General features: G+C 44.5%; 22 protein-coding genes, 2 tRNA genes, 3 pseudogenes and 1 other annotated feature. Of the genes and pseudogenes, 16 read left to right on the forward strand and 11 right to left on the reverse strand.

Annotated features, from left to right (window positions below; translation table 11 throughout):
• Positions 1-61 precede the first annotated feature (61 nt).
• The 3 genes from HGD77_RS01485 to hisB form a co-directional block, all read right to left on the reverse strand.
• Positions 62-559: a DUF805 domain-containing protein gene (locus HGD77_RS01485; RefSeq protein ID WP_168730635.1), complete on the reverse strand. Its 498-nt coding sequence runs from the start codon at positions 557-559 to the stop codon at positions 62-64.
• Positions 560-688: 129 nt separating this feature from the next.
• Positions 689-1,306 (reverse strand): imidazole glycerol phosphate synthase subunit HisH, encoded by a 618-nt coding sequence (hisH, locus tag HGD77_RS01490; protein WP_168730636.1) that lies wholly within the window; start codon positions 1,304-1,306, stop codon positions 689-691.
• Positions 1,306-1,899, reverse strand: a complete 594-nt coding sequence (gene hisB / locus HGD77_RS01495; RefSeq protein ID WP_004729244.1) for an imidazoleglycerol-phosphate dehydratase HisB — start codon at positions 1,897-1,899, stop codon at positions 1,306-1,308. The genes hisH and hisB overlap by 1 nt, the downstream gene beginning before the upstream one ends.
• Before the next feature lie 96 nt (positions 1,900-1,995).
• Between hisB and HGD77_RS01500 the strand changes: the two genes are divergently transcribed.
• From HGD77_RS01500 to HGD77_RS01535, 8 genes are all read left to right on the forward strand, one after another.
• The gene (locus HGD77_RS01500) at positions 1,996-2,373 is read left to right on the forward strand and encodes a GNAT family N-acetyltransferase (RefSeq protein WP_004278652.1); all 378 of its coding nucleotides are present in this window, start codon (positions 1,996-1,998) and stop codon (positions 2,371-2,373) included.
• Between the two features lie 203 nt (positions 2,374-2,576).
• Positions 2,577-2,652 (forward strand) — tRNA-Phe (locus HGD77_RS01505).
• A 137-nt stretch (positions 2,653-2,789) separates the two neighbouring features.
• Positions 2,790-2,865 (forward strand) — tRNA-Phe (locus tag HGD77_RS01510).
• A gap of 221 nt (positions 2,866-3,086) precedes the next feature.
• A complete protein-coding gene (locus HGD77_RS01515) occupies positions 3,087-3,584 on the forward strand; it encodes a hypothetical protein (protein ID WP_168730983.1) in 498 nt (165 codons plus the stop codon).
• 225 nt (positions 3,585-3,809) lie between these two features.
• Positions 3,810-4,559, forward strand: a complete 750-nt coding sequence (locus tag HGD77_RS01520; protein WP_168730637.1) for a hypothetical protein — start codon at positions 3,810-3,812, stop codon at positions 4,557-4,559.
• Between the two features lie 109 nt (positions 4,560-4,668).
• Positions 4,669-4,941, forward strand: coding sequence for a hypothetical protein (locus HGD77_RS01525; protein WP_168730638.1), 273 nt, complete (start codon positions 4,669-4,671; stop codon positions 4,939-4,941).
• A 217-nt stretch (positions 4,942-5,158) separates the two neighbouring features.
• Positions 5,159-6,022: an SAM-dependent methyltransferase TehB gene (tehB, locus tag HGD77_RS01530; protein ID WP_168730639.1), complete on the forward strand. Its 864-nt coding sequence runs from the start codon at positions 5,159-5,161 to the stop codon at positions 6,020-6,022.
• A 201-nt stretch (positions 6,023-6,223) separates the two neighbouring features.
• A protein-coding gene (locus tag HGD77_RS01535; RefSeq protein WP_168730640.1) for an IS3 family transposase occupies positions 6,224-7,443 on the forward strand; the annotation gives its coding sequence in 2 pieces (ribosomal slippage) (positions 6,224-6,500 and positions 6,500-7,443; 1,221 coding nt in all).
• Positions 6,499-6,615: a sequence feature (AL1L pseudoknot), on the forward strand. It overlaps the preceding gene by 117 nt.
• A gap of 35 nt (positions 7,444-7,478) precedes the next feature.
• On the opposite strand, the gene HGD77_RS01540 is transcribed toward HGD77_RS01535, so the two are convergent.
• From HGD77_RS01540 to fadB, 5 genes are all read right to left on the reverse strand, one after another.
• The gene (locus tag HGD77_RS01540; RefSeq protein WP_168730641.1) at positions 7,479-7,808 is read right to left on the reverse strand and encodes a hypothetical protein; all 330 of its coding nucleotides are present in this window, start codon (positions 7,806-7,808) and stop codon (positions 7,479-7,481) included.
• Positions 7,809-7,910: 102 nt separating this feature from the next.
• Positions 7,911-8,733 (reverse strand): IS5 family transposase gene (locus HGD77_RS01545; RefSeq protein ID WP_122365483.1). Its coding sequence is split into 2 segments (ribosomal slippage): positions 7,911-8,351 and positions 8,353-8,733, totalling 822 coding nucleotides; the frame shifts between segments, so codons are not numbered across the junction.
• 160 nt (positions 8,734-8,893) lie between these two features.
• The gene (locus HGD77_RS01550; protein WP_168730642.1) at positions 8,894-9,826 is read right to left on the reverse strand and encodes an IS5 family transposase; all 933 of its coding nucleotides are present in this window, start codon (positions 9,824-9,826) and stop codon (positions 8,894-8,896) included.
• Positions 9,827-9,981: 155 nt separating this feature from the next.
• Positions 9,982-11,154, reverse strand: a complete 1,173-nt coding sequence (gene fadA / locus HGD77_RS01555; RefSeq protein WP_004729264.1) for an acetyl-CoA C-acyltransferase FadA — start codon at positions 11,152-11,154, stop codon at positions 9,982-9,984.
• A gap of 12 nt (positions 11,155-11,166) precedes the next feature.
• Positions 11,167-13,317, reverse strand: a complete 2,151-nt coding sequence (gene fadB / locus HGD77_RS01560; RefSeq protein WP_168730643.1) for a fatty acid oxidation complex subunit alpha FadB — start codon at positions 13,315-13,317, stop codon at positions 11,167-11,169.
• Positions 13,318-13,903: 586 nt separating this feature from the next.
• On the opposite strand from fadB, the gene HGD77_RS01565 reads away from it, so the two are divergent.
• On the forward strand, positions 13,904-14,317 hold the full coding sequence (locus tag HGD77_RS01565) for a PH domain-containing protein (RefSeq protein WP_004278641.1): 414 nt from the start codon (positions 13,904-13,906) through the stop codon (positions 14,315-14,317).
• Between the two features lie 17 nt (positions 14,318-14,334).
• Here the strand turns inward: HGD77_RS01565 and HGD77_RS01570 are convergent, their stop codons facing one another.
• The gene (locus tag HGD77_RS01570) at positions 14,335-15,396 is read right to left on the reverse strand and encodes an AAA family ATPase (RefSeq protein ID WP_168730984.1); all 1,062 of its coding nucleotides are present in this window, start codon (positions 15,394-15,396) and stop codon (positions 14,335-14,337) included.
• Between the two features lie 225 nt (positions 15,397-15,621).
• Here HGD77_RS01570 and uvrC point away from each other — a divergent pair.
• The 4 genes and pseudogenes from uvrC to HGD77_RS01590 all read left to right on the forward strand — a co-directional run bounded on the left by uvrC (position 15,622) and on the right by HGD77_RS01590 (position 19,342).
• Positions 15,622-17,420: pseudogene (gene uvrC, locus HGD77_RS01575) on the forward strand (excinuclease ABC subunit UvrC).
• 115 nt (positions 17,421-17,535) lie between these two features.
• Positions 17,536-18,330 carry a thioesterase family protein gene (locus tag HGD77_RS01580; RefSeq protein WP_168730644.1) on the forward strand — a complete coding sequence of 265 codons (795 nt, stop codon included), beginning with the start codon at positions 17,536-17,538 and terminating at the stop codon, positions 18,328-18,330.
• Between the two features lie 107 nt (positions 18,331-18,437).
• Positions 18,438-19,025, forward strand: a complete 588-nt coding sequence (pgsA, locus tag HGD77_RS01585; RefSeq protein WP_016806864.1) for a CDP-diacylglycerol--glycerol-3-phosphate 3-phosphatidyltransferase — start codon at positions 18,438-18,440, stop codon at positions 19,023-19,025.
• 41 nt (positions 19,026-19,066) lie between these two features.
• A complete protein-coding gene (locus tag HGD77_RS01590; protein ID WP_168730645.1) occupies positions 19,067-19,342 on the forward strand; it encodes a hypothetical protein in 276 nt (91 codons plus the stop codon).
• A 343-nt stretch (positions 19,343-19,685) separates the two neighbouring features.
• Here HGD77_RS01590 and HGD77_RS01595 read toward each other — a convergent pair whose 3' ends face one another.
• Both HGD77_RS01595 and argH read right to left on the reverse strand, forming a co-directional pair.
• Positions 19,686-19,955 carry an oxidative damage protection protein gene (locus tag HGD77_RS01595; RefSeq protein WP_004278636.1) on the reverse strand — a complete coding sequence of 90 codons (270 nt, stop codon included), beginning with the start codon at positions 19,953-19,955 and terminating at the stop codon, positions 19,686-19,688.
• A 15-nt stretch (positions 19,956-19,970) separates the two neighbouring features.
• On the reverse strand, positions 19,971-21,401 hold the full coding sequence (gene argH / locus HGD77_RS01600; protein ID WP_171501402.1) for an argininosuccinate lyase: 1,431 nt from the start codon (positions 21,399-21,401) through the stop codon (positions 19,971-19,973).
• On the opposite strand from argH, the pseudogene HGD77_RS01605 reads away from it, so the two are divergent.
• From HGD77_RS01605 to HGD77_RS01615, 3 genes and pseudogenes are all read left to right on the forward strand, one after another.
• Positions 21,392-22,345 (forward strand): annotated as a pseudogene (locus tag HGD77_RS01605) (sensor histidine kinase); the annotation flags it as partial. The gene argH and the pseudogene HGD77_RS01605 overlap by 10 nt on opposite strands.
• 112 nt (positions 22,346-22,457) lie before the next feature.
• Positions 22,458-22,658: pseudogene (locus HGD77_RS01610) on the forward strand (alginate biosynthesis protein); the annotation flags it as partial.
• Between the two features lie 69 nt (positions 22,659-22,727).
• Positions 22,728-23,468 carry a LytR/AlgR family response regulator transcription factor gene (locus HGD77_RS01615; protein ID WP_004278633.1) on the forward strand — a complete coding sequence of 247 codons (741 nt, stop codon included), beginning with the start codon at positions 22,728-22,730 and terminating at the stop codon, positions 23,466-23,468.
• Positions 23,469-23,548: the final 80 nt, after the last annotated feature.

Consider the following 23,548-nt stretch of genomic DNA (forward strand, 5'->3'; position numbering starts at 1 on the left):
AGCCCATGCAGAATGGGCTTTATGCAAAATTTAACAAGGATTAATCAGTGTGATAGCTACTCTATTCCATCTGCGCCTGTTGAGCACGTTCAACATAATTCTGATAAGCAGGGACAGCAAAGGCTGCCAAAATAACCGCGAGTACCAGATACAGCACCACCAAAAGCGTTTCCCAGCCACGTGTAGTACGTGGAGGACCATATTCATTACTTTCGTTGTGACCTGGTGCCAATAACAGGTAAAGTGTAAAGACAAGGTTCACGACAGGCACAAAAATCAGTAAAGAAAGCCAGCCATTATGATTACGGTCATGTAAACGACGAATTAAAAAAATTACGCTAAAATAAATCGCAAGGCCGTAGATCAAAACCAACACCACCATTAAAGGCATGGACATTTTACCATCTAAAGTCTCTGGACTCATTCCAGGCAAGATGAAAGCAGCAATGATCCCGATGCTCATAAAGCAAAAACCAAGCAGCATATTCCATGCGATATAAGAACGTCGCCCAAAACGTCCTGATGCATTCCACCCCGAATCCTGAATTGTATTACTCATTATTTTTCCTTTGTTTTTATTATATTTTTTATAAGCAAGTCTATGATAAAGGGGTTTTTTATAAATGAAAAGTGTAAAAAATAATCAATAAAAAGCCCGCAATCTGCGAGCTTTTAGGCGAAAGGAAAATCAGATTTTCCATTCCACAAAGTTTTTCAATAACTGCAAACCGGCAGTATGACTTTTTTCCGGATGGAACTGGGTCGCGAACAGGTTTTCTTTATGAATTGAAGTACAGAACTCAATGCCATAGGTACAAGTAGCTGCTACCAAGTCTGAATCTTGTGGCTCTACATAGTAGCTATGTACAAAGTAGAAACGTGCATCCTGTTCGATATTGTTCCACATCGGATGATCAGGATCAGCCTGATGCACCTGGTTCCAGCCCATATGCGGCACTTTTAAACCCGCCATTTCCGGAAAATGCTTGACCGCACCTTCGAAAATACCCAGTGCATCGGTACCGCCATTTTCTTCCGAATGCTGCATCAAGGCTTGCATGCCGACACAAATGGCCAGTACCGGTTTGTTAAATAGGGCATTACGTACCACTTCATCAATCCCGGCTTCGTGCATACCTTGCATGCAGTCACGCATCGCACCTACGCCCGGAAAGACAATCTTGTCTGCTTGCGCAATCAGTTTAGGATCATTGGTCACATCTACCGTGGCACCGACATGTTCTAATGCTTTTGCCGCAGAGTGCAAATTTCCCATGCCATAATCAAGAAGGGCAATACGGGTCATTACAGTGTACCTTTGGTTGAAGCTACCGTATTGGCAGCACGTGGATCCACTTCACAGGCCATACGCAGCGCACGCGCAAATGCTTTAAATACGCTTTCGATCTGGTGATGGCTGTTTTTGCCTTTCAGGTTGTCGATATGTACCGTCATCAAGGAGTGGTTTACAAAGCCCTGGAAAAACTCAGAGAATAAATCCACATCAAAACGGCCGATCATGGCACGGGTAAATGGAATATCCATAAACAGACCCGGACGGCCAGACAGATCTACCACGACACGGCTTAAAGACTCATCGAGTGGCGCATAGAAATGACCATAGCGTTTCAGGCCTTTTTTATCGCCCAATGCCTGTGCAAATGCCTGACCCAGCGTAATACCGCAGTCTTCCACAGTATGATGGTCATCGATTTCCAGATCGCCATCACAATGAATATCAATATCAAACAGGCCATGACGCTTGATTTGATCAATCATATGATCTAAAAAGGGAATACCCGTGTTTAAGGTGCCTTGACCAGTACCGTCGAGATTCAAACGAACTCGAATTTTGGTTTCGTTGGTATTTCTTACCACTTCACTGATACGATCTGTCATAGACACGTTCCTCAAATACGTCAAAATGATTGATGTAGAAAATATTTTCGCCGTGACGAAGTCACCGCATATTAGATTGCTCAGGAGGGTTTATCAATGCCTATCACCGTACATGCTTATACTTCTTTAGAAAATGACGAAGTGCGCAGCCAGCTTGAGCGACTGTATGACACGAGCCCGGAATTTAGCGACGGGGCAGATGCCATGGAACAACTAGAGCAAAACCTTGCACAGTATACCTCAGTTTATAGCGCAGAATTTAATAGCAAAATTATTGGGGCAATCTGGTGCACTGGACAGGGCGAAAGCCGCATTCTGGAAAATATCGTGGTACATCCGGCCAATCGCGGTCGTGGTGTGGCAGAAAGGCTGGTCAGCGAAGTCTGCCGCATGGAAGAAGAAAAAGGCGTGAAAAATTTCGTCCCAGGCTGTGGGGCCATTCATCGTTGTCTCGCCAATCTGGAAAAAATCTGAAGATAGAGCAATATCAAGCAGTCATTAGGCTGCTTTTTTATGTAAATAAGCGCTTAAATCTGTTTTATTGCTGAGGTCTTTGGTAAACACTGTTCGATTTATGACTCAAATTGATGCGAGTTGATGGAAAAGTAAACATTTGATGAAAATTATTCTCTCTGCTCTTGACGATTTACAGCTGAAACTGTTTAATACGCGACATCGGCGTGATAGCTCAGTAGGTAGAGCAACGGATTGAAAATCCGTGTGTCCCCAGTTCGATCCTGGGTCTCGCCACCATATTTTAAAACGATTTCAAAGTTTTCAATCCCTGATCCCATCAGGGATTTTTTTTAGGCCAAAAATCAGCCACTCAAATATTTTTTTCATAATTTTGATTGACTAATGAGGCCAGATACGGCTTAATACACCGCATCGGCGTGATAGCTCAGTAGGTAGAGCAACGGATTGAAAATCCGTGTGTCCCCAGTTCGATCCTGGGTCTCGCCACCATATTCAAAAAATCCTCAAACTTGGTTTGGGGATTTTTTTTGCCTGCACCAAAGCCAGATCAGCATTCTTTTCTATTTTTCAGTTGTTTCAACTTCTTCTTTTTCTAGGTTTCCTGCCTTTTTATGCATCATTGACCGTTTATCAAACTTAACAATAGGCACTGGTATTATTTGTAAGATTTAGCTTTGATGCTTTCCCTTTTCCAAACGAGGGTGAAAATGATGAATCTGCTAACATTAATTAAACTCGGCTTTCTTACGGCCTGTACTGCTTTTAGCCTACCGATATTAAGCCATGCTGCGCCTGCTGCTAATTCTGTCGTCTTGCCGACCCTGACTGTCATGGCGGAACCGGAACTGCGCGCCGTGACTGAAAAAATGTTGCCTTATCAGGAACAGAACAGCCAGCGCAAAGCCCTGCAAATGCGCCTGATGAAAATTGAACGTGAAATTCAGGCCTATAGCGTGGATGGTGATGTGGTCGCGAATATTGATGTGATGCGTGCACCTGCCGACCCTGATCTGGATAGCCTGCCTGTGGTGTTCCGTGAATATGTATTGGCCATCGCACAGGGCTTGCAGTCTTCAGACCCAAGAAATGGGGTGTATGTATTGCTGCAACCTTTTGGAATTAACCGCGATGCCACCAATGTGAGTATTGTCCGCGAGCAATTCGATCCGAACCGGCTGAATCTGAGCCTGCCGTTTAATTCCCCATAATGTGCGCCTGTCGGTCTAGATAACTTTGTTAAACGAGCTTATTAAATCTGCCATGCAACGAGATCGACAAATAGTGTGCTGGGAAAGGGTAGCTTTGTGAGGGGAGCAATTTCTGTCTAAGCTAGACATATTATTGGAAAAATCAAATGCCTTGAATTGTGTTTAAAAAATAAGCATAGTGGATGTAAATCAACAAGATCTGACTGACAGAGCTGGAGCGTATACATGCCGCGTGTTTTTATGATTGTAGCCGCTGTGACACTGGCAATTTTTATTGGGCTGTTTTATCAGAATTCGGTTCAGCAAAAACATCAGGCCGAGCTGCTCGAATATGAAACCGTGCTCGAAGAAAAAACCGAGAGCATTGCGCAGCAGGCACAGGACTGGTCTAAACCGATTCAGATTGAACTTGAGGATGACCGTCTGGATGGTGACTATGCCATCATGGCAGAATTTATGCTGGGGCAATTGCGCGACAGTGCCGAGGAACGCAATCAGTATCTACGCGACTTAAAAGCCGCCAACTGGCAGAATTTTCTGAATATCGACCGCTTGGCCAAGGATCAGGCACAAGGCTATAAAGAAACTGAAGCCATGCTCAAGCAAGTCCATCAGATTGTGAACAGCTATCAGCAGAAAATCCAGCAGCGCGATGCCGAGCTGATCGACAAGGCGCAGCAACTGGATATTAAAAACCGTTATCGCCAGCAACTGAGCCTGACCCTGAAAGACAGTCAGCAAAATAGTAATGCACATGTCATTTTTGAAATTGAAAAACAGACGCTGGCCAAGGCCGATGCCTTATTTACAGTACTGAAAAAGCATAAATGGCAAAAGAAAAATAATACCTTTATGTTCTATGACGATAAAGCTGTGCAAGAGTTTAATGCGCTGTATAAAGAAATGCTGCACCTGAATAAGCAGATGGAACGAGTGGCGACTGCTAACCAGAAAGCGGTTAAAAACAAGTTATAGCCTGACTTAGATGACAGGATTGCCATAGGACTGTCATCTGCTGTTCAAACTCGCTTGCTAAATTGAAGGGGTCGCACAGATCACGACATAACATTTAAGCAGGTGAGTCATGCAAACAATTCAGGTTTTTGCTGATATTCAGCAGGTGTACGGTGAGTTTGTCGCAAATAAAACAGATCAAAAATTACAAAGGATGAATAATGGGGATAAGAACCGGTTGTTCTTGGATCAATATTTCACGCTGATCGAGGACTGGCACTATACCGAACAGATTGTGATTCAGTTCAATCAGCAGTATTTCAGTCTGGATCTGGGGAGCGTACCGGATTTTATGGATCAGGATAAATACATCAACTGGCTGAAGTCGGAACTGCTGCATTAATCGAGTCGCCATATTCCTCATTAATATACAACCGAGCTGTCTCAATAGAGGCAGCTTTTTTATTTTGATAGAAAACTGGTATTGATCTTGCTGTTGCATCGGCACAGCGCGAACAGGCGCTGATTCCAATTCCGATTTGAACAGGCTATGCTGAAACTTATTACCGCTGCCAAAAGAATGACAGGCGGAGCATGGATGATATGGAGGGCAAAAAATTATGCAACAGTTGAAATGTTATAAGGAACTTCCAGTCTGGACTCAGCAGAGTATTCCTCAGGGCTTCAAGAATCAGCACAATACCAAAGCGGGTACCTGGGCGAAACTGACAGTATTAAAAGGTGAGCTGCGTTTTGCCATGCTGGAAGAATCTGGCGCAGTGCAATCCGAGCATGTGTTTACACCAGAGCAGCAACCGCCATTTATTGAGCCTGAGGCCTGGCACAAAATTGTTTCTGCCAGTGAGAATATCGAATGCCAGCTGCGTTTTTACTGCCGGCCTGAGGATTACTTCATCAAGAAATATCAGTTGAATCCTACCCATTCTGAAGTGCTGGCAGCGATGCCCTATTTAAAAGGTGGCCGTGCGCTGGACGTTGGTTGTGGTACAGGGCGTAATGCGCTTTATTTAAGTCAGAACGGCTTTAAGGTCGATGCCTGGGATGTCAACGAAAACAGTTTGCAAACCTTAAGACAGATTGTGCAGACCGAGCAGATTAATCATGTGCAGGTACAGCGCCGCGACCTCAACACGGATACCAGCATTGCAGGCCAATATGACTTTATCTACTGTACCGTGGTGATGATGTTCCTTGAGGCGAAAACCATTCCACCGCTCATTGCACAGATGCAGCAGGCGACCGTGCCGGGTGGCTATAACCTGATTGTCTGTGCCATGGATACGCCAGATATTCCGGCACAAGCCGATTTTCCATTTGCTTTTCAGCCGGGAGAGTTGCGAAGATATTATCAGGGCTGGAATATTGTGAAATACAATGAAGATATCGGTGAGCTGTATCGTGTCGATGAGCAGGGCCAGCGGATTAAACAGCACTTTGCCACCATGTTGGCGCAAAAGGTTTAAATAAGATTAAGTCTTTTAATTTCTGAAAATAAATTAAATCATCCAAAACAAAAAAAGATGTCAGGCTGACATCTTTTTTTATGCTTAAAAAATCTTAAGCTGCTTTTTTAAACCAAGAGAACCAGCCTTTTTTCTCGGCTTTTACTTCTGCTGAACCGTACCGGGTTTGTCGGAGACCACTTTTCTTGAGAGAATGTCCCAATGACAAAACCAAAATATACCCCTGAAATCAGAGATAGAGCGGTTCAATTATTGATTGAATCCGAAAAAGGTTATCCTTCTACTTGGGCTGCAATCGCAGCAATTGCTCCCAAGATTGGCTGTACGCCTGAAACACTACGCTCCTGGCATCAGAAGCATTTAAATCTACAGAATCCAATCAAAGTACAGCAGCTTTCAGATCAAGAACGTATTAAACAACTTGAACGTGAAAATAAAGAACTGCAACGTGCCAATGAAATTTTACGTAAAGCAGCCGCTTTTTTCGCCCAGGCGGAGCTCGACCGCCCACACAAATAATGGTGGATTTTATCCATCATAATAAAGAGCTGTATGGAGTCGAGGCGATTTGTAGAATTTTACCGATCACCCCTTCAACCTATTACCGGACTTTAGATCTCGCGGACAATCCAGAACATCGAGCGAAACGAGATTTACATGACTTGCATAATGCGGAACAAATTAAACGAATTTGGAAGGAAAGTTCAGGTCGATATGGTGTACGTAAAGTTTGGCAAAAACTGAAACGTGAAGGCTATATTATTGCACGCTGTACAGTTGCTCGATTGATGCAAAAGCTAGGTCTACAAGGTGTTTGGCGTGGTAAGAATAAACAAACTACCCGTAGCCGAGATGATCAAAAACGAGCGGATGACTTGGTAAAACGGAATTTTAGTGCAGATCAGCCTGACCACCTGTGGGTCGCTGACTTCACGTATATTCAAACTAATTCAGGTTGGGTCTATACTGCCTTTATTATTGATGTGTTCTCACGAGCAATTGTTGGATGGAAAGTATCTACACGGATGAATACAGATATGGTACTCGATGCATTGGAGCAAGCATTGCATGACCGAGGTATGCCAAAGAATGTGATTCATCATTCCGATAGAGGTGTTCAATATCTTTCCATTCGCTATACCAATCGTTTAGAAGCAGCAAATTTACGAGCTTCAGTCGGTACAACGGGTGACTCATACGATAATGCTTTGGCTGAAACGGTGAATGGCTTATACAAAACAGAGGTGATTGAATATTTAAAAGCAGATTGGCAAGGTTTAGCGGATGTACAACTTGCGACACTAAACTGGGTGGATTGGTTCAATAAAGAACGTGTACATAGTGCGCTAGATTATGTATCACCTTTTGATTTTGAAGCAATGTACTATGATAAAATTAACCAGTTAGGTCAGGTGGCCTAACTTAAATAAAAAGTCTCCGACAAACCCGGTACGGTTCATGCTTTTTCAGCAGCCGTATCTTTGGTTTCTACTGCCTCAGTTTTCGCAGCGTCAACGTGTTGTTCTGCTGTAGATTGAGCTGTTTCTAATTGAGTCGTCGCTTCTGTTTTTACTGCTTCAGCTTTAGTTTCAGTCGCTTGTTGAGTTGCAGCAACAGTCGCTTGAGTCGCTTCAACTTTCGCTTGTACAGGTGCAGCAGCTTCTTTGGCAACAGTTTGGGTTGTTTTAGTTACAACAGTTGCTGGCGCAACTTGAGCTTCAGTTGCCATTGCAGATGCAGAAGTCGCTACGATTGCAGTTGCGATCATTGTTTTAAGCATGTTCATATAAACCCTTTTAAGGAAATAGAAAAAAAGAGGCTTGATCATACGCATATAAAATTTAAGTAATTTATAAATAAGTTTTAAATAGATCTCTTGCGAAAGTCATTATTGCAAGTTTATCCGGTTTACGAGTGCAGCAATTAAGTTAATGCGTAAACCGAATCTTTTCCGTCTATTTCGATAGCGTTCACTTAATATTCTAAATGTTTTCAATTGACTATTAATGTGTTCGATCACAACTCGTATTTTTCCAATCATTTTATTGTACCTTTTCTCAACATCAAATAAGGGTAAATTCTTCTTTTTCTTTATTGGTATCAATAATTTAAAGCCATCTTGCTCTAATCCGTAGTACCCTAAATCGGTCATAACATATTCACAATGTTTGAATTTCTTAACCGTTTTTCTTGCCAATTTAATATCATGCTGACTGCCATTCGATATATCTAGCCCTATGATTTGTTTGCTGTTCGGATGATAGATCACTTGTGCTTTTAGCGTATGTTTCTTCTTTTTACCACTGTAGAACTTACTCTGATTTTTTTTTCGGACGTTCTATTGAACATTCTGTCGCATCAATAATGACCCAGTTAAAGTGTTCGTCTGCTGTGGTAATGCTTCGTTTTGGCAGAGTAAAACGTCTTGATTTCATCAATGCATCTTCAACCTTTTTAATGGTTCGATTCACATTACTTTCAGCGATATGGTAATTTGCCGCTAATTCCAGTTGAGTGCTGTAGTTCCGTAAGTAATTGAGAGTTAATAACAACTGATCCTCTATATCTAAAGTATGAGGACGACCTGATTTCTTTTTGAGTGATTCTGCTTTTTCTAAAACCTCTACCATTTCAGTAAAAACATGTCGAGGTACGCCAACCAAGCGTTTGAATTCAGAATCTGAAAAACGATTTAATTTCTGATATCTCATGAAATTTATATTGAGGTGGTTTTTACTTTCGCAAGAGGTCTAATGATTGAGAAATAAACCAATTTTACAAATAAATAACATTTATAAAAATTAAACATAATTTGGCTAGGCTTTGTTGCACAAAGATTTGAAATGCAAAGCGCCCCTAATTGAGCCAAATTTAAGGCGTAACTTGGGTAAGTGGTCGACCTAATTCCGTAAATCTGTTAAGGACTGCTACACGTGCATGGATCTCATTCACTTGGCTATCAAAACTCCTTGCACTGAGTTTATCTCCTAATAATTTGATGCAATGCATCTTAGTTTCAACCAAACTTCGCCGATGATAGCCTGACCATTTTTTCCATAGTGTCCTGCCTAAACGCTTAACTGTTCGAAGTAATTCATTTCGCTCTAGCGAGCTAATCTTTGTATCTTTCCATGGTTTCGCATTTTTTCTAGGTGGAATCACCGCATGCGCTTGCCGATCTGCAATGACCTGACGGCATTGCTTGGTGTCATAAGCTCCATCGGTATAAACAGAGTCAATCTGCTCATCTTGTGGAATCTGATTAAGTAAATCACCAAGCACCTGTGAATCACTGACATTATTGGTTGTGAGCTGAATAGCGCGTATTTGTAGGGTTTTGGCATCTATACCAATATGTAGTTTACGCCATTGGCGACGATATTCAGCTCCATGTTTCTTGCGTTTCCATTCGCCCTCACCTAGAAACTTCATGCCTGTAGAGTCCATGAGTAGATGCAGCCCATCGCTACTTTTTTGGTAGCTGATTACAATATCAATATGCTTTTGTCTTCTACAAAGCGTGGTGTAATCTGGAGCTATCCAATTTAATCCGCAAAGTTTAATCAGACTTTGCACAAAGCCAGTAACCATACGTAAAGACAGACGGAATAAGGATTTAATCATTAAGCAGCATTGGATGGCTGCGTCGGAGTAGGTTTGATTTCGCCCTTGTTTGCCTTTTGATGGCGCATACCATTGCGTAGCAGGATCAAACCAAATGGCAATATTTCCGCGACTCATGAGTGCTCGGTTATATGCGGGCCAATTGGTTGTGCGGTAGATTTTGTGTGTAGGCTTCTTCATTTGAAAATTATATCGCTGAAAAAGCCTTTACAGATAGGTTTGTGCAACAAAGCCAATTCTAACTATAAGCGTTTAGTTTGTATTTATGATTGCTTAGTCAATAAAAAAGAAACCCCGCAAAAGCGGGGTTTTCTTTTTGTCGAAGTATTTAAGAATTAAACACGTTCGATCACTGTTGCAATACCTTGACCAAGACCGATACACATCGTCGCAAGACCGATTTGTGTATCTTGCTGTTCCATCACGTTCAACAATGTTGTTGTGATACGCGCACCAGAACAACCCAATGGGTGACCCAATGCAATCGCGCCACCGTTATGGTTCACGATGTCCTGTTTGTCATAAATGCCTAAGCCTTTAAGAACAGACAGACCTTGGGCAGCAAATGCTTCGTTCAATTCAAAAGTCTGAATATCAGCAATTGACAGGCCAGCGCGTTTCAACGCTTTTTGTGTTGCCGGAACCGGACCATAACCCATGATCGCAGCATCACAGCCTGCAACCGCCATAGAGCGAATTACAGCACGTGGCTTAAGACCTAAAGCTTGAGCACGTTCAGCAGACATCAACAACATTGCAGAAGCGCCATCAGACAAGGCTGATGAAGTCGCTGCAGTTACTGTACCGCCTTTCGGATCGAAGACTGGACGCAAAGATTTGAACGATTCAAGGTTCGCATCTGGACGGATCACTTCATCGATATCACACAGGATTTTGTAGCCATCTGCATTATGACCTTCAATGCCGACGATCTCGTTCTGGAACAGACCATTTTCAGTCGCAGCCCAGGCACGGCGATGTGATTCCACACCAAACGCATCCTGTTCTTCACGGCTAATACCGTTCATACGGCCCAGCATTTCAGCAGTTAAGCCCATCATATTCGACGCTTTAGCATAATGCTTAGACGCTTCAGGGTTCAGGTCGATGCCGTGCATCATGCCGACATGGCCCATGTGCTCAACACCACCGATGATGAAGATATCACCTTGGTTCGTTGCAATTTGCGCAGCCGCAGTGTGAATCGCCTGCATAGACGAACCACAAAGACGGTTGACCGTTTGACCTGCAACGGTCTTCGGCAGGTCTGCCAGTAATGCGATATTACGGGCAATATTCATACCTTGTTCTAGGGTTTGGTTGACACAGCCCCAGATTACGTCTTCAACTTCATGCGGGTCGAATTCGTTACGTACCAAGAGGGCACGGACAAGCTCAGCAGACATCGAGTCGGCACGTACATTGCGGAACATACCGTTTTTGGTTTTACCCATTGCTGAACGTACGCCATCGACGATGACAACGTCACGTGGATTTAAAGTAGCCATTCACGTTGCTCCTTAACCGTAGAATTTTTTGTTGTTAGCAGCCATGTCACGCAGCATTTCTGGCGCTTCATAAGCTTTACCAAGGTGCGCATACTTATTGCAAAGCGCAACATACTCAGCTACACCGGTTTGATCGATGTAACGGCATGGACCACCACGGAATGGCGGGAAACCAACACCCATGATCATCGCCATATCTGCTTCAGCAGCAGTCGCTACAATGTTGTCTTCCAGGCAACGAACTGTTTCGTTACAGAAAGCCAGCATCATACGGTCAATGATTTCCTGAGCGTCAAATTCACGTTTTTCCGAAGTTGCAACAGAGGCTACAAGCTCATACGCAGTCGGATCAACCACTTTGGCTTTTTTGCCTTTACGGTCAAGTTCATACTTGTAGAAACCAACGTCATTCTTTTGCCCCAGACGTTTGTTTTCGTACATGACTTGGATCGAGCCTTTGTAGTCAGGCTTCATGCGATCCGGGAAGCCTTCAGCCATCACTTCTGCACCGTGAACGCCAGTGTCGATACCGACCACGTCCATCAGGTAAGCAGGGCCCATAGGCCAGCCGAATTTTTCCATCACTTTATCGATTTGCTGGAAGTCAGCGCCATCTTTAAGCAACAGGTCAAATGCGCCGAAGTAAGGGAACAATACGCGGTTCACCAGGAAGCCCGGGCAGTCATTGACCACGATTGGTGTTTTACCCATCTTCTGAGCCAGAACGACTGTGGTTGCAATCGCTTCGTCAGAAGTCTTCGCACCACGAATCACTTCAACCAGTGGCATCATGTGTACCGGGTTAAAGAAGTGCATGCCCACGAAGTTTTCAGGACGTTCCAGATTTTCAGCCAGACGCGTGATTGAAATCGTAGAAGTGTTAGATGCAATGATCGTGTTTTCACGAACTTTCGCTTCAGTTTCTTTCAGTACGATGCCTTTAACTTTTGGATTTTCAGTCACGGCTTCGATCACGATGTCCACTTCTTTAAACTCGTCATAGCTTAAAGTTGGACGGATGCGCGCAAGAGTTTCACCCATTTGAGCAGGCTTCATCTTCTTACGTTCAACTTGTTTGGTCAGTAAACCATTGGCTTCTTTCATACCCAAAGCAAGTTGCTGGTTACCGATGTCTTTCATGATGATCGGTGTGCCTTTGCTTGCCGCCTGGTAAGCAATACCACCACCCATGATACCCGCGCCTAAAACAGCCGCCTGGTTCACTGGATGCGCACCTTTTTCATAGCGCTTCGAGGTTTTTTTCACGATCTGGTCGTTCAGGAACAAACCGATCAAGGCACCTGCCTGAGGTGTTACCGCAGCTTTGGCAAAGCCTTCAGCTTCAGCTTTCAGCGCGTCATCACGATGCAGGCTCGCACCCGCTTGAAGAGAATCAAGCAGTAATTTTGGTGCAGGGTATTGAGCTGGATTAGCTTTTGCCAGAACCATGCCTTTCGATGAGTTAAACGCCATCATCTGTTCGATCGGGCTGAGTTTAACTGGATCGAGTTTTTCCTGACGCTTGGTTTTCCAGTCTAAACGGCCATGAATTGCCTGTTTTACCAGATCAAGTGCAGCATCTTGTAGCTTGTCAGCAGGAACGACAGCATCGACTGCGCCGTCTTTCAGTGCAGCAGCTGGCTTCTTAGGATTGGCCATTGCCATCCATTCTACCGCGTTGTCGATACCGATTAGACGGCTTAAACGAACTGTACCACCGAAGCCCGGGAAGATCCCCAGCTTGATTTCAGGCAGGCCCACTTGTGCCTGTTCTGACATGACACGGTAGTCACACACCAGGCACATTTCGAAACCGCCACCCAGTGCCATGCCATTAATGGCAGCCACTTTAGGAATGTCGAGGTCTTCGAAGCTGTTAAAAATTTCATGTACTGGCATTGCCCAGTCAACAATCGCTTGTTCACCCTGAGCAAAGTTGTCGCCGAATTCAGTGATATCAGCACCTACAATAAATGTAGATTTGCCTGAAGTCACAATCAGACCTTGAATATCGGCATGGGAGACGGCTTCGATAGCAGCCTTGAAATCTTCAATCGTTGCACGGTTGAATTTGTTAACGGACTCACCTTGTAAGTCAAAGCGGAATTCTGCAATCCCGTCCTCAAGCATTTGGACGGTAATGGCATTGCCAGCGTGGATCATGCCCTGATCTCCTTTATTTTGGAGGACTTCTAAGTTGATGTTGTGAAGCAAGTGCGCATGTCCCGCGCACTTTTTGACTTCGCTAATCTTACGATAACTATATCCAAAAAGAACATAACAAGTTGTATCAAGCCGTGACGCAATGGTCATCAATTTCTGCCGGATTGGTTCGAACCGCTATGACTTTTCCTTTCAGTTTTCTAAAAGCAGATGAACCAAAGATTTTGTTTCAATTCATTATTTTTTATCAATCAGCCTGATAGATATGGAGCAGGGTGACTGATTTTCAAGGTTCATTTCTAGCGGAGTTTTGTCAATTCAGTCAATTTCTGTCCTTGAATGTGCCATTTTTAGCCTTGAAGCATACTGAGTGCAGGGCTTTCAGGTCTTTGCTGATAGTGTTCAAGCAGTACAAATAAAAGCGCAGTAGCTCATTTCGGTTGCTGAACTTTTCTGATGAGATCGAAAATGAGAACGATCCTATCGATGTGTGATTTGAAATAATTTCTATCCTGCCGGGTTGAATCCCTGTCATCTGCTATGGAATTGTTTATGATGATCATGCACCAAGATATGGGGGATATCGATGCACGTATTTCGTTCTAAAAAAGACTGGTGGCTGCTGGCTTTTGTGATTTGTATGAGTGGCCTGTTGCTGCAACTACTGCTGACCATGCAGGCCAAAGGCACTATGCAGCAATATCCGCTGCACACTGCGGTTTATGTCCTGACTATTATCATTTTATGGTGGCCGCTGTGGAGTACGCGCTATGTGGTAGACAATGGGGTGTTGACCATAAAAAGCCTGTGGTTAAGCTGGAAGATTCCGTTAAGTGAAATCCAATCCATTCAGCCCACAGACCACTCTATCATTGCGCCAGCCTTATCCTTAAAGCGTCTGCGAATTGACTATACAGATGCGGGCATGCAGAAATTTATATTGGTTTCACCCAAAGATCAGACTGCTTTTATACAGGCGCTTCAGCCGAATAAAAACTGATGTCGAGTCTGACTTAGTTAAGCTTTTGCCTGCTCAGGCAGAACCACCAGTTGTCCATCGACACAGTCCAGATGCAGGCTCAATTGCTCGGGCTGGTTTAAAAAATACAGCGCCAGAATTGGCTCCAGTTCGGTACGCATCTTGCGGCCCAAATGCCGGGCACCGTAACGGATATCATGACCCTGATAGAAATAGGCTTTGGCTGAAGCGCTTAAATACACGCTGCGTTGCTGATATTGCAAGCGCTTGTTCAGTTTATCCAGTTCAATTTCGACCAGACGTGGCAGGACATCATGCTGTACCGCCTGATAATGCAGGCTGCGGTCAATCCGGTTGAGAAACTCGGGGTCGAATTTACGCTGCATGACTTTTTCAATGATGTGCTGGACGGGAACGCGCTTCAGACAAAGGGCCTGCATTTTTTCCGGCAGATAGCTGAGTTTATTCAGATATTGCTGCGCCGCCTGTGCCCCGACATTGCTGGTCATAAAGATCATGCAGTTACGAAAATCGATAGTTTTGGTGCCCGCTGTCAATGTCAGCCGGCCAGTATCCAGCACGTTCATAAAGCCGCGAATCACCTCGTTACTGGCTTTTTCCAGTTCATCAAACAGCATGATGCCGGGCCGGGTATGACTGCCGGCAATCGCAGTTTCATCAAACAGGCTGTGACCTTCCTTTGATCCCACATAACCGGGCGGTGCGCCGGTCAAAGCCGCCGCATAATGTTCCTGTGCCAGAGTATTCATATCAATCCGGCAAAAGGCATCCGGGCGGCCATAGATCGCATCGGCAATCAGACGCACGGTTTCTGTTTTACCGACGCCAGTAGGGCCCAGCATCAAGGTAACCGACAAAGGGCGATCCGGACTGGAAAAATCTGCCTTGACCACATGCAACATTTTTTCAATTTCATTCAGGGCTGCATCCTGCCCAATAATCCGTTCACGTAGCAGTTGCATTACCTTACTCGGCTCGAAATGAAAACGCGGTTTACCAATCAGGCGAGCACGTTCAGACGGGTGATGGGTGGAGGTGGAGGGTTGAACAATATGAATGCCCGATTGCTGCAGGGTCATGCGAATCATCTCAAAACTAGACTTTTTGAGCATAACAAAGTTAAAGGTTGAAACTTATAGCTTTTAACAATCAGTTTATGTCGTGAGGATTATAGATTGGGGGGATAACCCGACAGGAACTTTAAGATTAAGTGGCAGCTTCAGGGGAATTTTGTGTTTTTGCTTGAAAATGACGCAACAATCATCACATATATCTGCAGATTGTAGGTGAAAAATAGGCTTTAGGTGAACGAAAACGCACGCCCCCATATTGAAAAAATCCTGGCGAATATGACCAGCCTGCCCGGGGTCTACCGGATGTATGGCAAAGACGGTGAATTATTGTATGTGGGTAAAGCCAAAAACCTGAAAAACCGGGTCTCCAGCTATTTTGTCAAAACGCTGGATCATCCCAAAACCCAGGCCTTGGTGGCACGGATTTATGATATCCAGACCCTGGTGGTACGTTCTGAAACTGAAGCCTTGTTGCTGGAACAGAACCTGATCAAGCTGCATCATCCGCCCTATAACATCATGCTGCGTGATGACAAATCTTATGTCTATATTTTTGTTTCGGCAGATAAACCCTATCCGCGTTTAGCCAGTGGGCGCGGCAAGGGCAAGCACCAGGTGGGCAAGTTTTTGGACCTTATCCGAGTGCGTATACCGCCCGGGATACTCTGGTGGTGCTACAAAAACTGTTCAATGTGCGTTCCTGTGAAAACAGTTTTTTTGCCAACCGGACCCGGCCATGTCTGCAATACCAGATCAAACGCTGCTCTGCGCCCTGTGTCGGATTTATTTCTCCGGAAGACTATAAGGCAGATGTCGATAACTCGATCCGATTTTTGCAGGGCGATACCAAGGAGCTGAATCAGGAACTGATCGCAAAAATGGAAGCGGCCGCTGAAGCGCTGGAATTTGAAAAAGCGGTGTTCTATCGTGACCGGATGGCATTGTTAAGAGACGTACAGTCGCAGCAGGCGATCTATAAGCTCAAAGGCGAAGCCGATATCCTGTCGATTGCCTATCAGGCCGGGGTGACCTGTGTGCAGATCATGCATGTGCGCAACGGCAAAATGCTGGGTGGAAAAAGTTATTTCCCAGATATGCTCAGTGATGACCTGGGGCAGATGCTGGCCGATTTTATTGCCAATTTTTATTTTCAGGTGGCCGATGAAATTCCGGCTGAACTGATTGTTAATCTGGAAGTGGCTGATCGTAAAGAACTGGAAGCAGCACTCTCGCAGCATTTTGGCAAGAAAATCCAGATCAAGTCCAAAGTCCGCGAAACCCGGGCCGAATGGCTGGAACTGGCGCAGATGAATGTACAGCACGCGATTCAGGGCAAGCTGGCCAATCATATAGAATTAAATGAGCGTTTTCATCAGCTGGAGCAGGTGGTCGGCCATCCTGTAGACCGGATCGAGTGCTTCGATATTTCACATACCATGGGCGAAGATACCGTGGCATCCTGTGTAGTCTTTGATAGTGGTGGTGCGCGCAAGCGCGATTATCGCCAGTTTTCCATTCACGATATTCAGGCGGGTGATGACTATGCCGCCATGCGTCAGGCGCTGACCCGTCGTTATAAAAAAGCCCTGTTGCCAGACTTGCTGCTGATTGATGGTGGCAAGGGGCAATTGCACATGGCAATGGAAGTCATGCAGGAACTGGGACTGGATGCCTTTATGGTCGGTGTGTCCAAAGGTGAGGGACGTAAGCCTGGTCTGGAAACCTTGCACTTTACCGATGGCAGTAAAATTCAATTACCGGAGGATCATAAGGCACTGCATCTAATTCAGCAGGTACGTGATGAAGCACACCGCTTTGCGATTACCAAGCATCGTGCCAAACGCGATAAAAAGCGTGGTTCATCAGTGCTGGAAGTTATTCCGGGGCTCGGACCAAAACGCCGTCGGGATTTGCTGACCCATTTTGGCGGGATTCAGGGCGTACTGAAAGCCTCAGAAAGAGATCTGCAACTGGTACCGGGACTGGGTTCAGTCATGGCCCGGATGATTTATAAAGTGCTGCATGAATGACGCGTGGCTTAAATGCAAGGGCCAAAGTGCGCATTGACGCTTGGGTCACGTGACATTCACAACCTGAAGAATTTTGCCGAATATACTGAGCATCAAGACTTACTGAGGGATCAACATGTCTTTGCATGCACTTTATGCACAAATTGCCGAACAGGAATGGGTAGAGTTTCCACAGGGATGGTTACAGGGTCGTACTCTGTATGGTGGTCTGGCTGCCGCGATGATGATGCAAAAAGCCGTCACTCACATCAATGATCCGGCCAAGCATTTGCTGAGTTGCAGTGTGACCTTTGTCGGCCCGATTCAGCAAGCCAAAGTACGACTGAGTGCCGAAATCCTGCGGCAGGGCAAGTCGGTGACCACGATTGAAGTGCGCTTATGGCAGGACGGCGCGGTGCAAAGTATTCTGATTGCCAGTTTTGGTATTTCCCGTGATTCAGAGATTCAGGTAAAGCAAAAAGTTCAGGCACCCGACTATGCTGCGCCAGAGCAGCTGTTTCAGATTCCTGTTGGCTATGGTATGCCAGACTGTTATGACCATTTCGAAGTAGCCTGGGCGGATGTCAATCTACCTTGTAGTGCCAGTCCTCGTCCGGACTTTGGTGGCTGGTGCCGGTTTCATCCTGAAAAGCATCACAACCGTGAATTTCTGGTCGCAGACTTGATGGCTATTTTTGATATCTGGCCACCTGGGGTGTTGCCGATGTTTAAAAACATGGCGCCTGCGAGTAGTCTGACCTGGACAGTGACCTATGTGCATCCGGTTCAACATCAATTGCATGATTGGTTTAAATATAAAGTATTTACCGACTATGCTGCGGATGGTTATGCGACGGAGCATGCCTATCTCTGGGATGCCGAAAATCGCCTGATTGCGATGGCAAGACAAACAGTGACGGTGTTTGCCTAGTGACACTGCAAGTCAATTCGTATAAAGTGAAGCCTATTAATGATGGATCAAACCTCTAAAAAAGTGTGCATTTTCATCGTACATGAGGGGAAAAATTGGCGGTGTCTATGACTACAGGTCGTATCCTGAATATTCCAAATATCTTGACCTTGGCGCGTATCGCTCTTATTCCGGTATTTTTATTGGTGGCTTACTGGCCACCTGCAATGGGCTTTGATGCTCATAACCCCGATATGACGCGGCATATCATTTTAACCACGATCTTTGTGGTGGCTGCGGTAACGGACTGGTTTGATGGCTATCTGGCACGTACATTAAACCAGACTTCCGCTTTTGGGCGGTTTCTCGATCCGGTTGCAGATAAATTGATGGTCGCAGCTGCACTGATTGTATTGGTGCAATGGCAGCCTTCCATGTCGATGGCTTTTGCTGCGATTGTAATTATTTCGCGTGAAATTACCGTTTCAGCCCTGCGTGAATGGATGGCAGAACTCGGTGCGCGGACCAATGTTGCGGTTTCAACAGTGGGTAAATACAAAACCGCTTTTCAGATGATCGCTATCACCGTATTCCTGCTGAACTGGCCACCGCTAGAAATGCTGGCGTATGCCTTGCTATACACCGCAGTGGTACTCACTTTATGGTCGATGTTCATTTATCTGAAAGCGGCTTGGCCATATCTGAAACAGCCTTAATCGAAATGAAAAGAGAAGCTCCTTGAAAGGGGGCTTTTTTTATGCGCTTAAATTATCAAGCCAATCGGCAAATTGCAGGCAAAAAAATACCCAGTCTTTGGGGGAAGAACTGGGATGAAATCGGGGTATTTGTTGCTTATTATTATAGTTATTCAAAGATATCTCATCTTCTTAGTGCTCATTATAGAGAGACAGTTTTTTTTAATCATGTGGCTTCTTGTAGCAGAATGTTGTGTTTTGTGAATACTCTGTATATTGCTTTTACAATCTATTATTTTGATACAAATCTGAATGTTTTTCAGCAGGATAGTGGCTGACTAGATAAACGAAATAGAATAAGTAAAAATCTGTTTTTGTGCTCTAAGTGTGAGTTAGTAAGATTTGCTAGAATTAGTCAAAAAATCCCCTGAAATAGGGGATAGATTTATGCCTACGCGGACTTCATTCTTGTTTTGTGTAAAAAAGAAAGGCAGGGCTTTAATGTGAAAAGTTCCTGCATTGGGAGCTCTTCACATTCAAAACTACCCGCTTCGCTGGTCTTGAGTAATGTTTAGAGCAATACATAAAAAAGAATCCCCAATAATGGAGATTCTTTTAGATTAAAGCCTACGCGGACTTCGTCCTTGTCTTACGTAAAAAAGAAAAGCAGTGCTTTCTTTTTTACTCAGGCTTTAGCCCTTCGGCTTTTTCTAGGGATGCATCATTGTTAAAGAACTTTTCACGCTGTTCTTCTAGAAACTTTTTCGCATCAGCTTCAAACACGTTCAAACGCTTTTCATTAATTAGCGTGGTTTGGTGTTTTAGCCATTCTTGCCAAGCCTGTTTAGACACGGTATCAAACAATTCCTGACCCTTTGGCCCCGGGAATGGAGCAAAGTCTAAACCTTCCATGTCCGCCTGATACTTACGGCAAAAAACTTGTCGAGACATATCCATACTCCAAAATTATGCGTAAAGTTGTTCCAAACGCGCATGTGCACGCTCAATGGCTGCTTTCACTTGAGCAGGCGCGGTGCCACCAATGTGATTACGGGCATTCACCGAAGCTTCAAGAGTTAGGGCTTTTTCAAATACGTCTGCTTGAATCAGGTCAGAGAACTGTTGCAGTTGTTCGAGTGTCAATTCAGACAGGTCTTTAGATTCTTGTACACCGAGTGCAACCGCTTTACCTACAATCTCGTGCGCATCACGGAATGCAACGCCGTTTTTCACCAGGTAATCAGCTAGGTCAGTCGCAGTTGAGAAACCACGCAGCGCTGCTTCGCGCATTTCAGCAATGTTTGGAACCAGTGCAGGAATCATGTCAGCAAATGCCATGAGTGAACCACGAACTGTATCGATCGCATCGAACAATGGCTCTTTATCTTCCTGATTGTCTTTGTTATAGGCTAGAGGCTGGCCTTTCATTAAAGTCAGCAGGCTCATCAAATCGCCATAGACACGGCCGGTTTTACCACGTACCAGTTCAGGCACATCCGGATTTTTCTTCTGCGGCATGATTGAAGAGCCAGTACAGAAGCGATCTGGAATATTCACGAATTTGAACTGTGCAGATGTCCATAGAATCAGTTCTTCAGACATACGTGATAAATGCATCATAATTAAAGATGCAGCGGCATTAAATTCAATCGCAAAGTCACGATCCGATACTGCATCCAGCGAGTTTTCAGCAACAGCTTCAAAACCTAGCAGTTCAGCAGTATAAGCACGGTCGATTGGATAAGTAGTGCCTGCAAGTGCAGCAGAACCAAGCGGCATACGGTTGACACGCTTACGGCAATCAATCAGACGTTCTGAATCGCGTACCAGCATTTCAAACCAAGCCATTAGATGATGACCAAAAGTCACTGGCTGAGCGGTTTGCAAGTGGGTGAAGCCTGGCATGATGGTGTCGGTGTTTTTAGCCGCTAAGCTTAAAATACCTTTTTGTAATTTTTTCAGTAATTCCAGGATGCTATCGATTTCATCGCGTACATAAAGACGGATATCTGTAGCCACCTGGTCATTACGGCTACGACCGGTATGCAGTTTCTTGCCAGTAATGCCGATACGTTGAGTCAGGCGTGACTCAATGTTCATGTGGACATCTTCTAAATCAATGCGCCATTCAAAGTTGCCTGCTTCAATATCGGCTTGAATCGCTGTCAGACCTTCAATAATGTCATCGCGTTCTTGCGTGGTCAGTACGCCCACTTTTGCCAGCATGGTTGCATGGGCAATCGAGCCTGCAATATCTTGTTTATAAAAACGTTGGTCAAATTGAACAGATGCTGTAAATTCAGCAACAAAAGCATCAGTCGCTTCAGAGAAACGACCGCCCCACATACCCGAAGTCTGGGCGTGTGATGGATTAGAGGAATTAGAAGATGTGGTCATGTCGGCTCAATCAGATTAAAAGCAGTAGAACGAAAAAGAGTATAACAAATTCAAAGCCCATTGCCGAAGTCACATCTGCTCAATCTTTTACATCGATAAACGAACAGACGCAAAATTCCTATTTTTTTAGCCAGATCGGCAATCTACGCTATTTGCTGGAACTGTTTGCTGGCGGCAATATTCTGGCCATGATTCTGGCGCTTGCAGAAGCGCAATCCTGGCAGGCTTTGAATGGAATGCACCTGCTGCAATATATGCTGTATATCAACTGGGTACTGTTATGTTTTGCAGCACTGGTCGAGCTGTTCCATCAAGCCTTTCAACGTATGGGAATCAAACTGGCTTTGATTTCTGGATTTCTGCTGTTACAGGCAATTGTACTGCTCACTACGGTGAACCTGAATATCTTGATATATTTTGGACAGAATTTTAATTTTCAGGATTTAAACCTGGCGATTGCGCTGGATCGGGTCGGACTCCATTTAAGTCTGGGAATTTTGCTGGGAACTTTCTGTTTTCGCTATCTTTATTTGCGTGAGCAATGGGAGCAGCAGCAGCATAGTGAGTTGAATGCTAGGATTCAGGCCATGCAGGCACGGATTCAGCCGCATTTTTTGTTTAACAGCATGAACAGTGTGATCAGCCTGATCAGTATCAATCCGGATAAAGCCGAGCACATGCTGCTGAATTTGTCACGGTTATTTCGTGCCAGTTTTCAGGAATTAAAACTGGTCAGCCTGCAGGAGGAAATTGATCTGTGCCAGCGTTATCTGGAGATTGAGCAGATCCGTCTAGGTGAGCGTTTGCAGGTCGAATGGAAGTTAGAAAACAAAGACTTATACTCACAAGTTCAAATTCCATTATTAACTTTACAACCCTTGCTAGAAAATAGTATTTTCCATGGAGTTGAAAAAATTCTTACAAAGAGTACCATAAGCATATTAGACTTCTTGCGTTAGTCAAAATTTAAAATTTAAACAGCCAAAAGCTACATATTATAAGGTTTTAGCCAATTCAAAAATTAGGTAAAACGATACTTTCGCAAGAGGTCTATTGGTTGAAATATTGCAAAATCAAATTAATATCATCATAACGAACCCTTATGCACAGGATAATAAAACTTTAAAAAAGGGACATGGTATTGCAATAGAAAATGTCAGACAGCGTCTGCAAGCTTATTATGGACCCAGTGTGACTTTTCAAACCTTTGCCGGCGAAGGGATGTTTACGACGGTAGTGCGATATCAATATAAATAAAAATAAATCAAAGAAATCGCAGTTAGCTTTATCATTCATCTGATGATGTTAACTGGGTAAGGAGGAGAAATGGACATCCTGATTTGTGATGATGAGCCTTTGGCCGTCGAGCGTTTATCACGTTTGGTCTCTCAACTGGGGCATGATGTGGTGGCGACAGCAAGCCATGGCCGTCAAGCGATTGATCTGGCTCACCAATACGAACCCGATGTCATCCTATTAGATATTCAAATGCCTGAAATGAACGGACTGGCTTGTGCGCAACATTTGCGTCAACTGGATCCAATGCCGGCCATTGTCTTTTGTACGGCCTATGACCAACATGCGCTGGATGCATTTAAATCAAATGCCGAAGGCTACTTGCTTAAACCGGTGATGCAACAGGAATTGGCACAGGTTTTAGAGCACTTAACTAAACTTACCCAAGCTCAAATGAGCCAACTAAAACAAAAAGAAAATATGGACGAAATCAATATCAGCCGCCAGCAGATTGCGGCAAAGACCTATCGTGGTGTCGAATTGGTGCCAGTTGAAAATATCTATTATTTTCTGGCGGATCAGAAATATGTCACTGTGCGTCATAAAAACGGCAGTGTATTGATTGATGAAACCTTAAAGGAGTTAGAGCAGGAGTTTGGGAACCAGTTTATCCGGATTCATCGTAATGCCTTGATCTCGGTGCATTATCTGGATGGTCTGGAAGTGGTGAGTTCTGGTCAGTATCAGGTACGTTGTCGTGAGCTGGACGACCGTTTGGCGGTCAGTCGGCGACATTTACCGTTTTTACGAGATCGGATTCAAAAGCTTTAGCAGGGGATGAATGAGAGCATTCAGTTGAAACTTGTATAAATTCACTTGCATTTTCAAGTGAGCAGGTTAAGTTTAGACTA

It is taken from the genome of Acinetobacter sp. NEB149 (assembly GCF_012516415.1).
GTDB lineage: Bacteria > Pseudomonadota > Gammaproteobacteria > Pseudomonadales > Moraxellaceae > Acinetobacter > Acinetobacter lwoffii_V.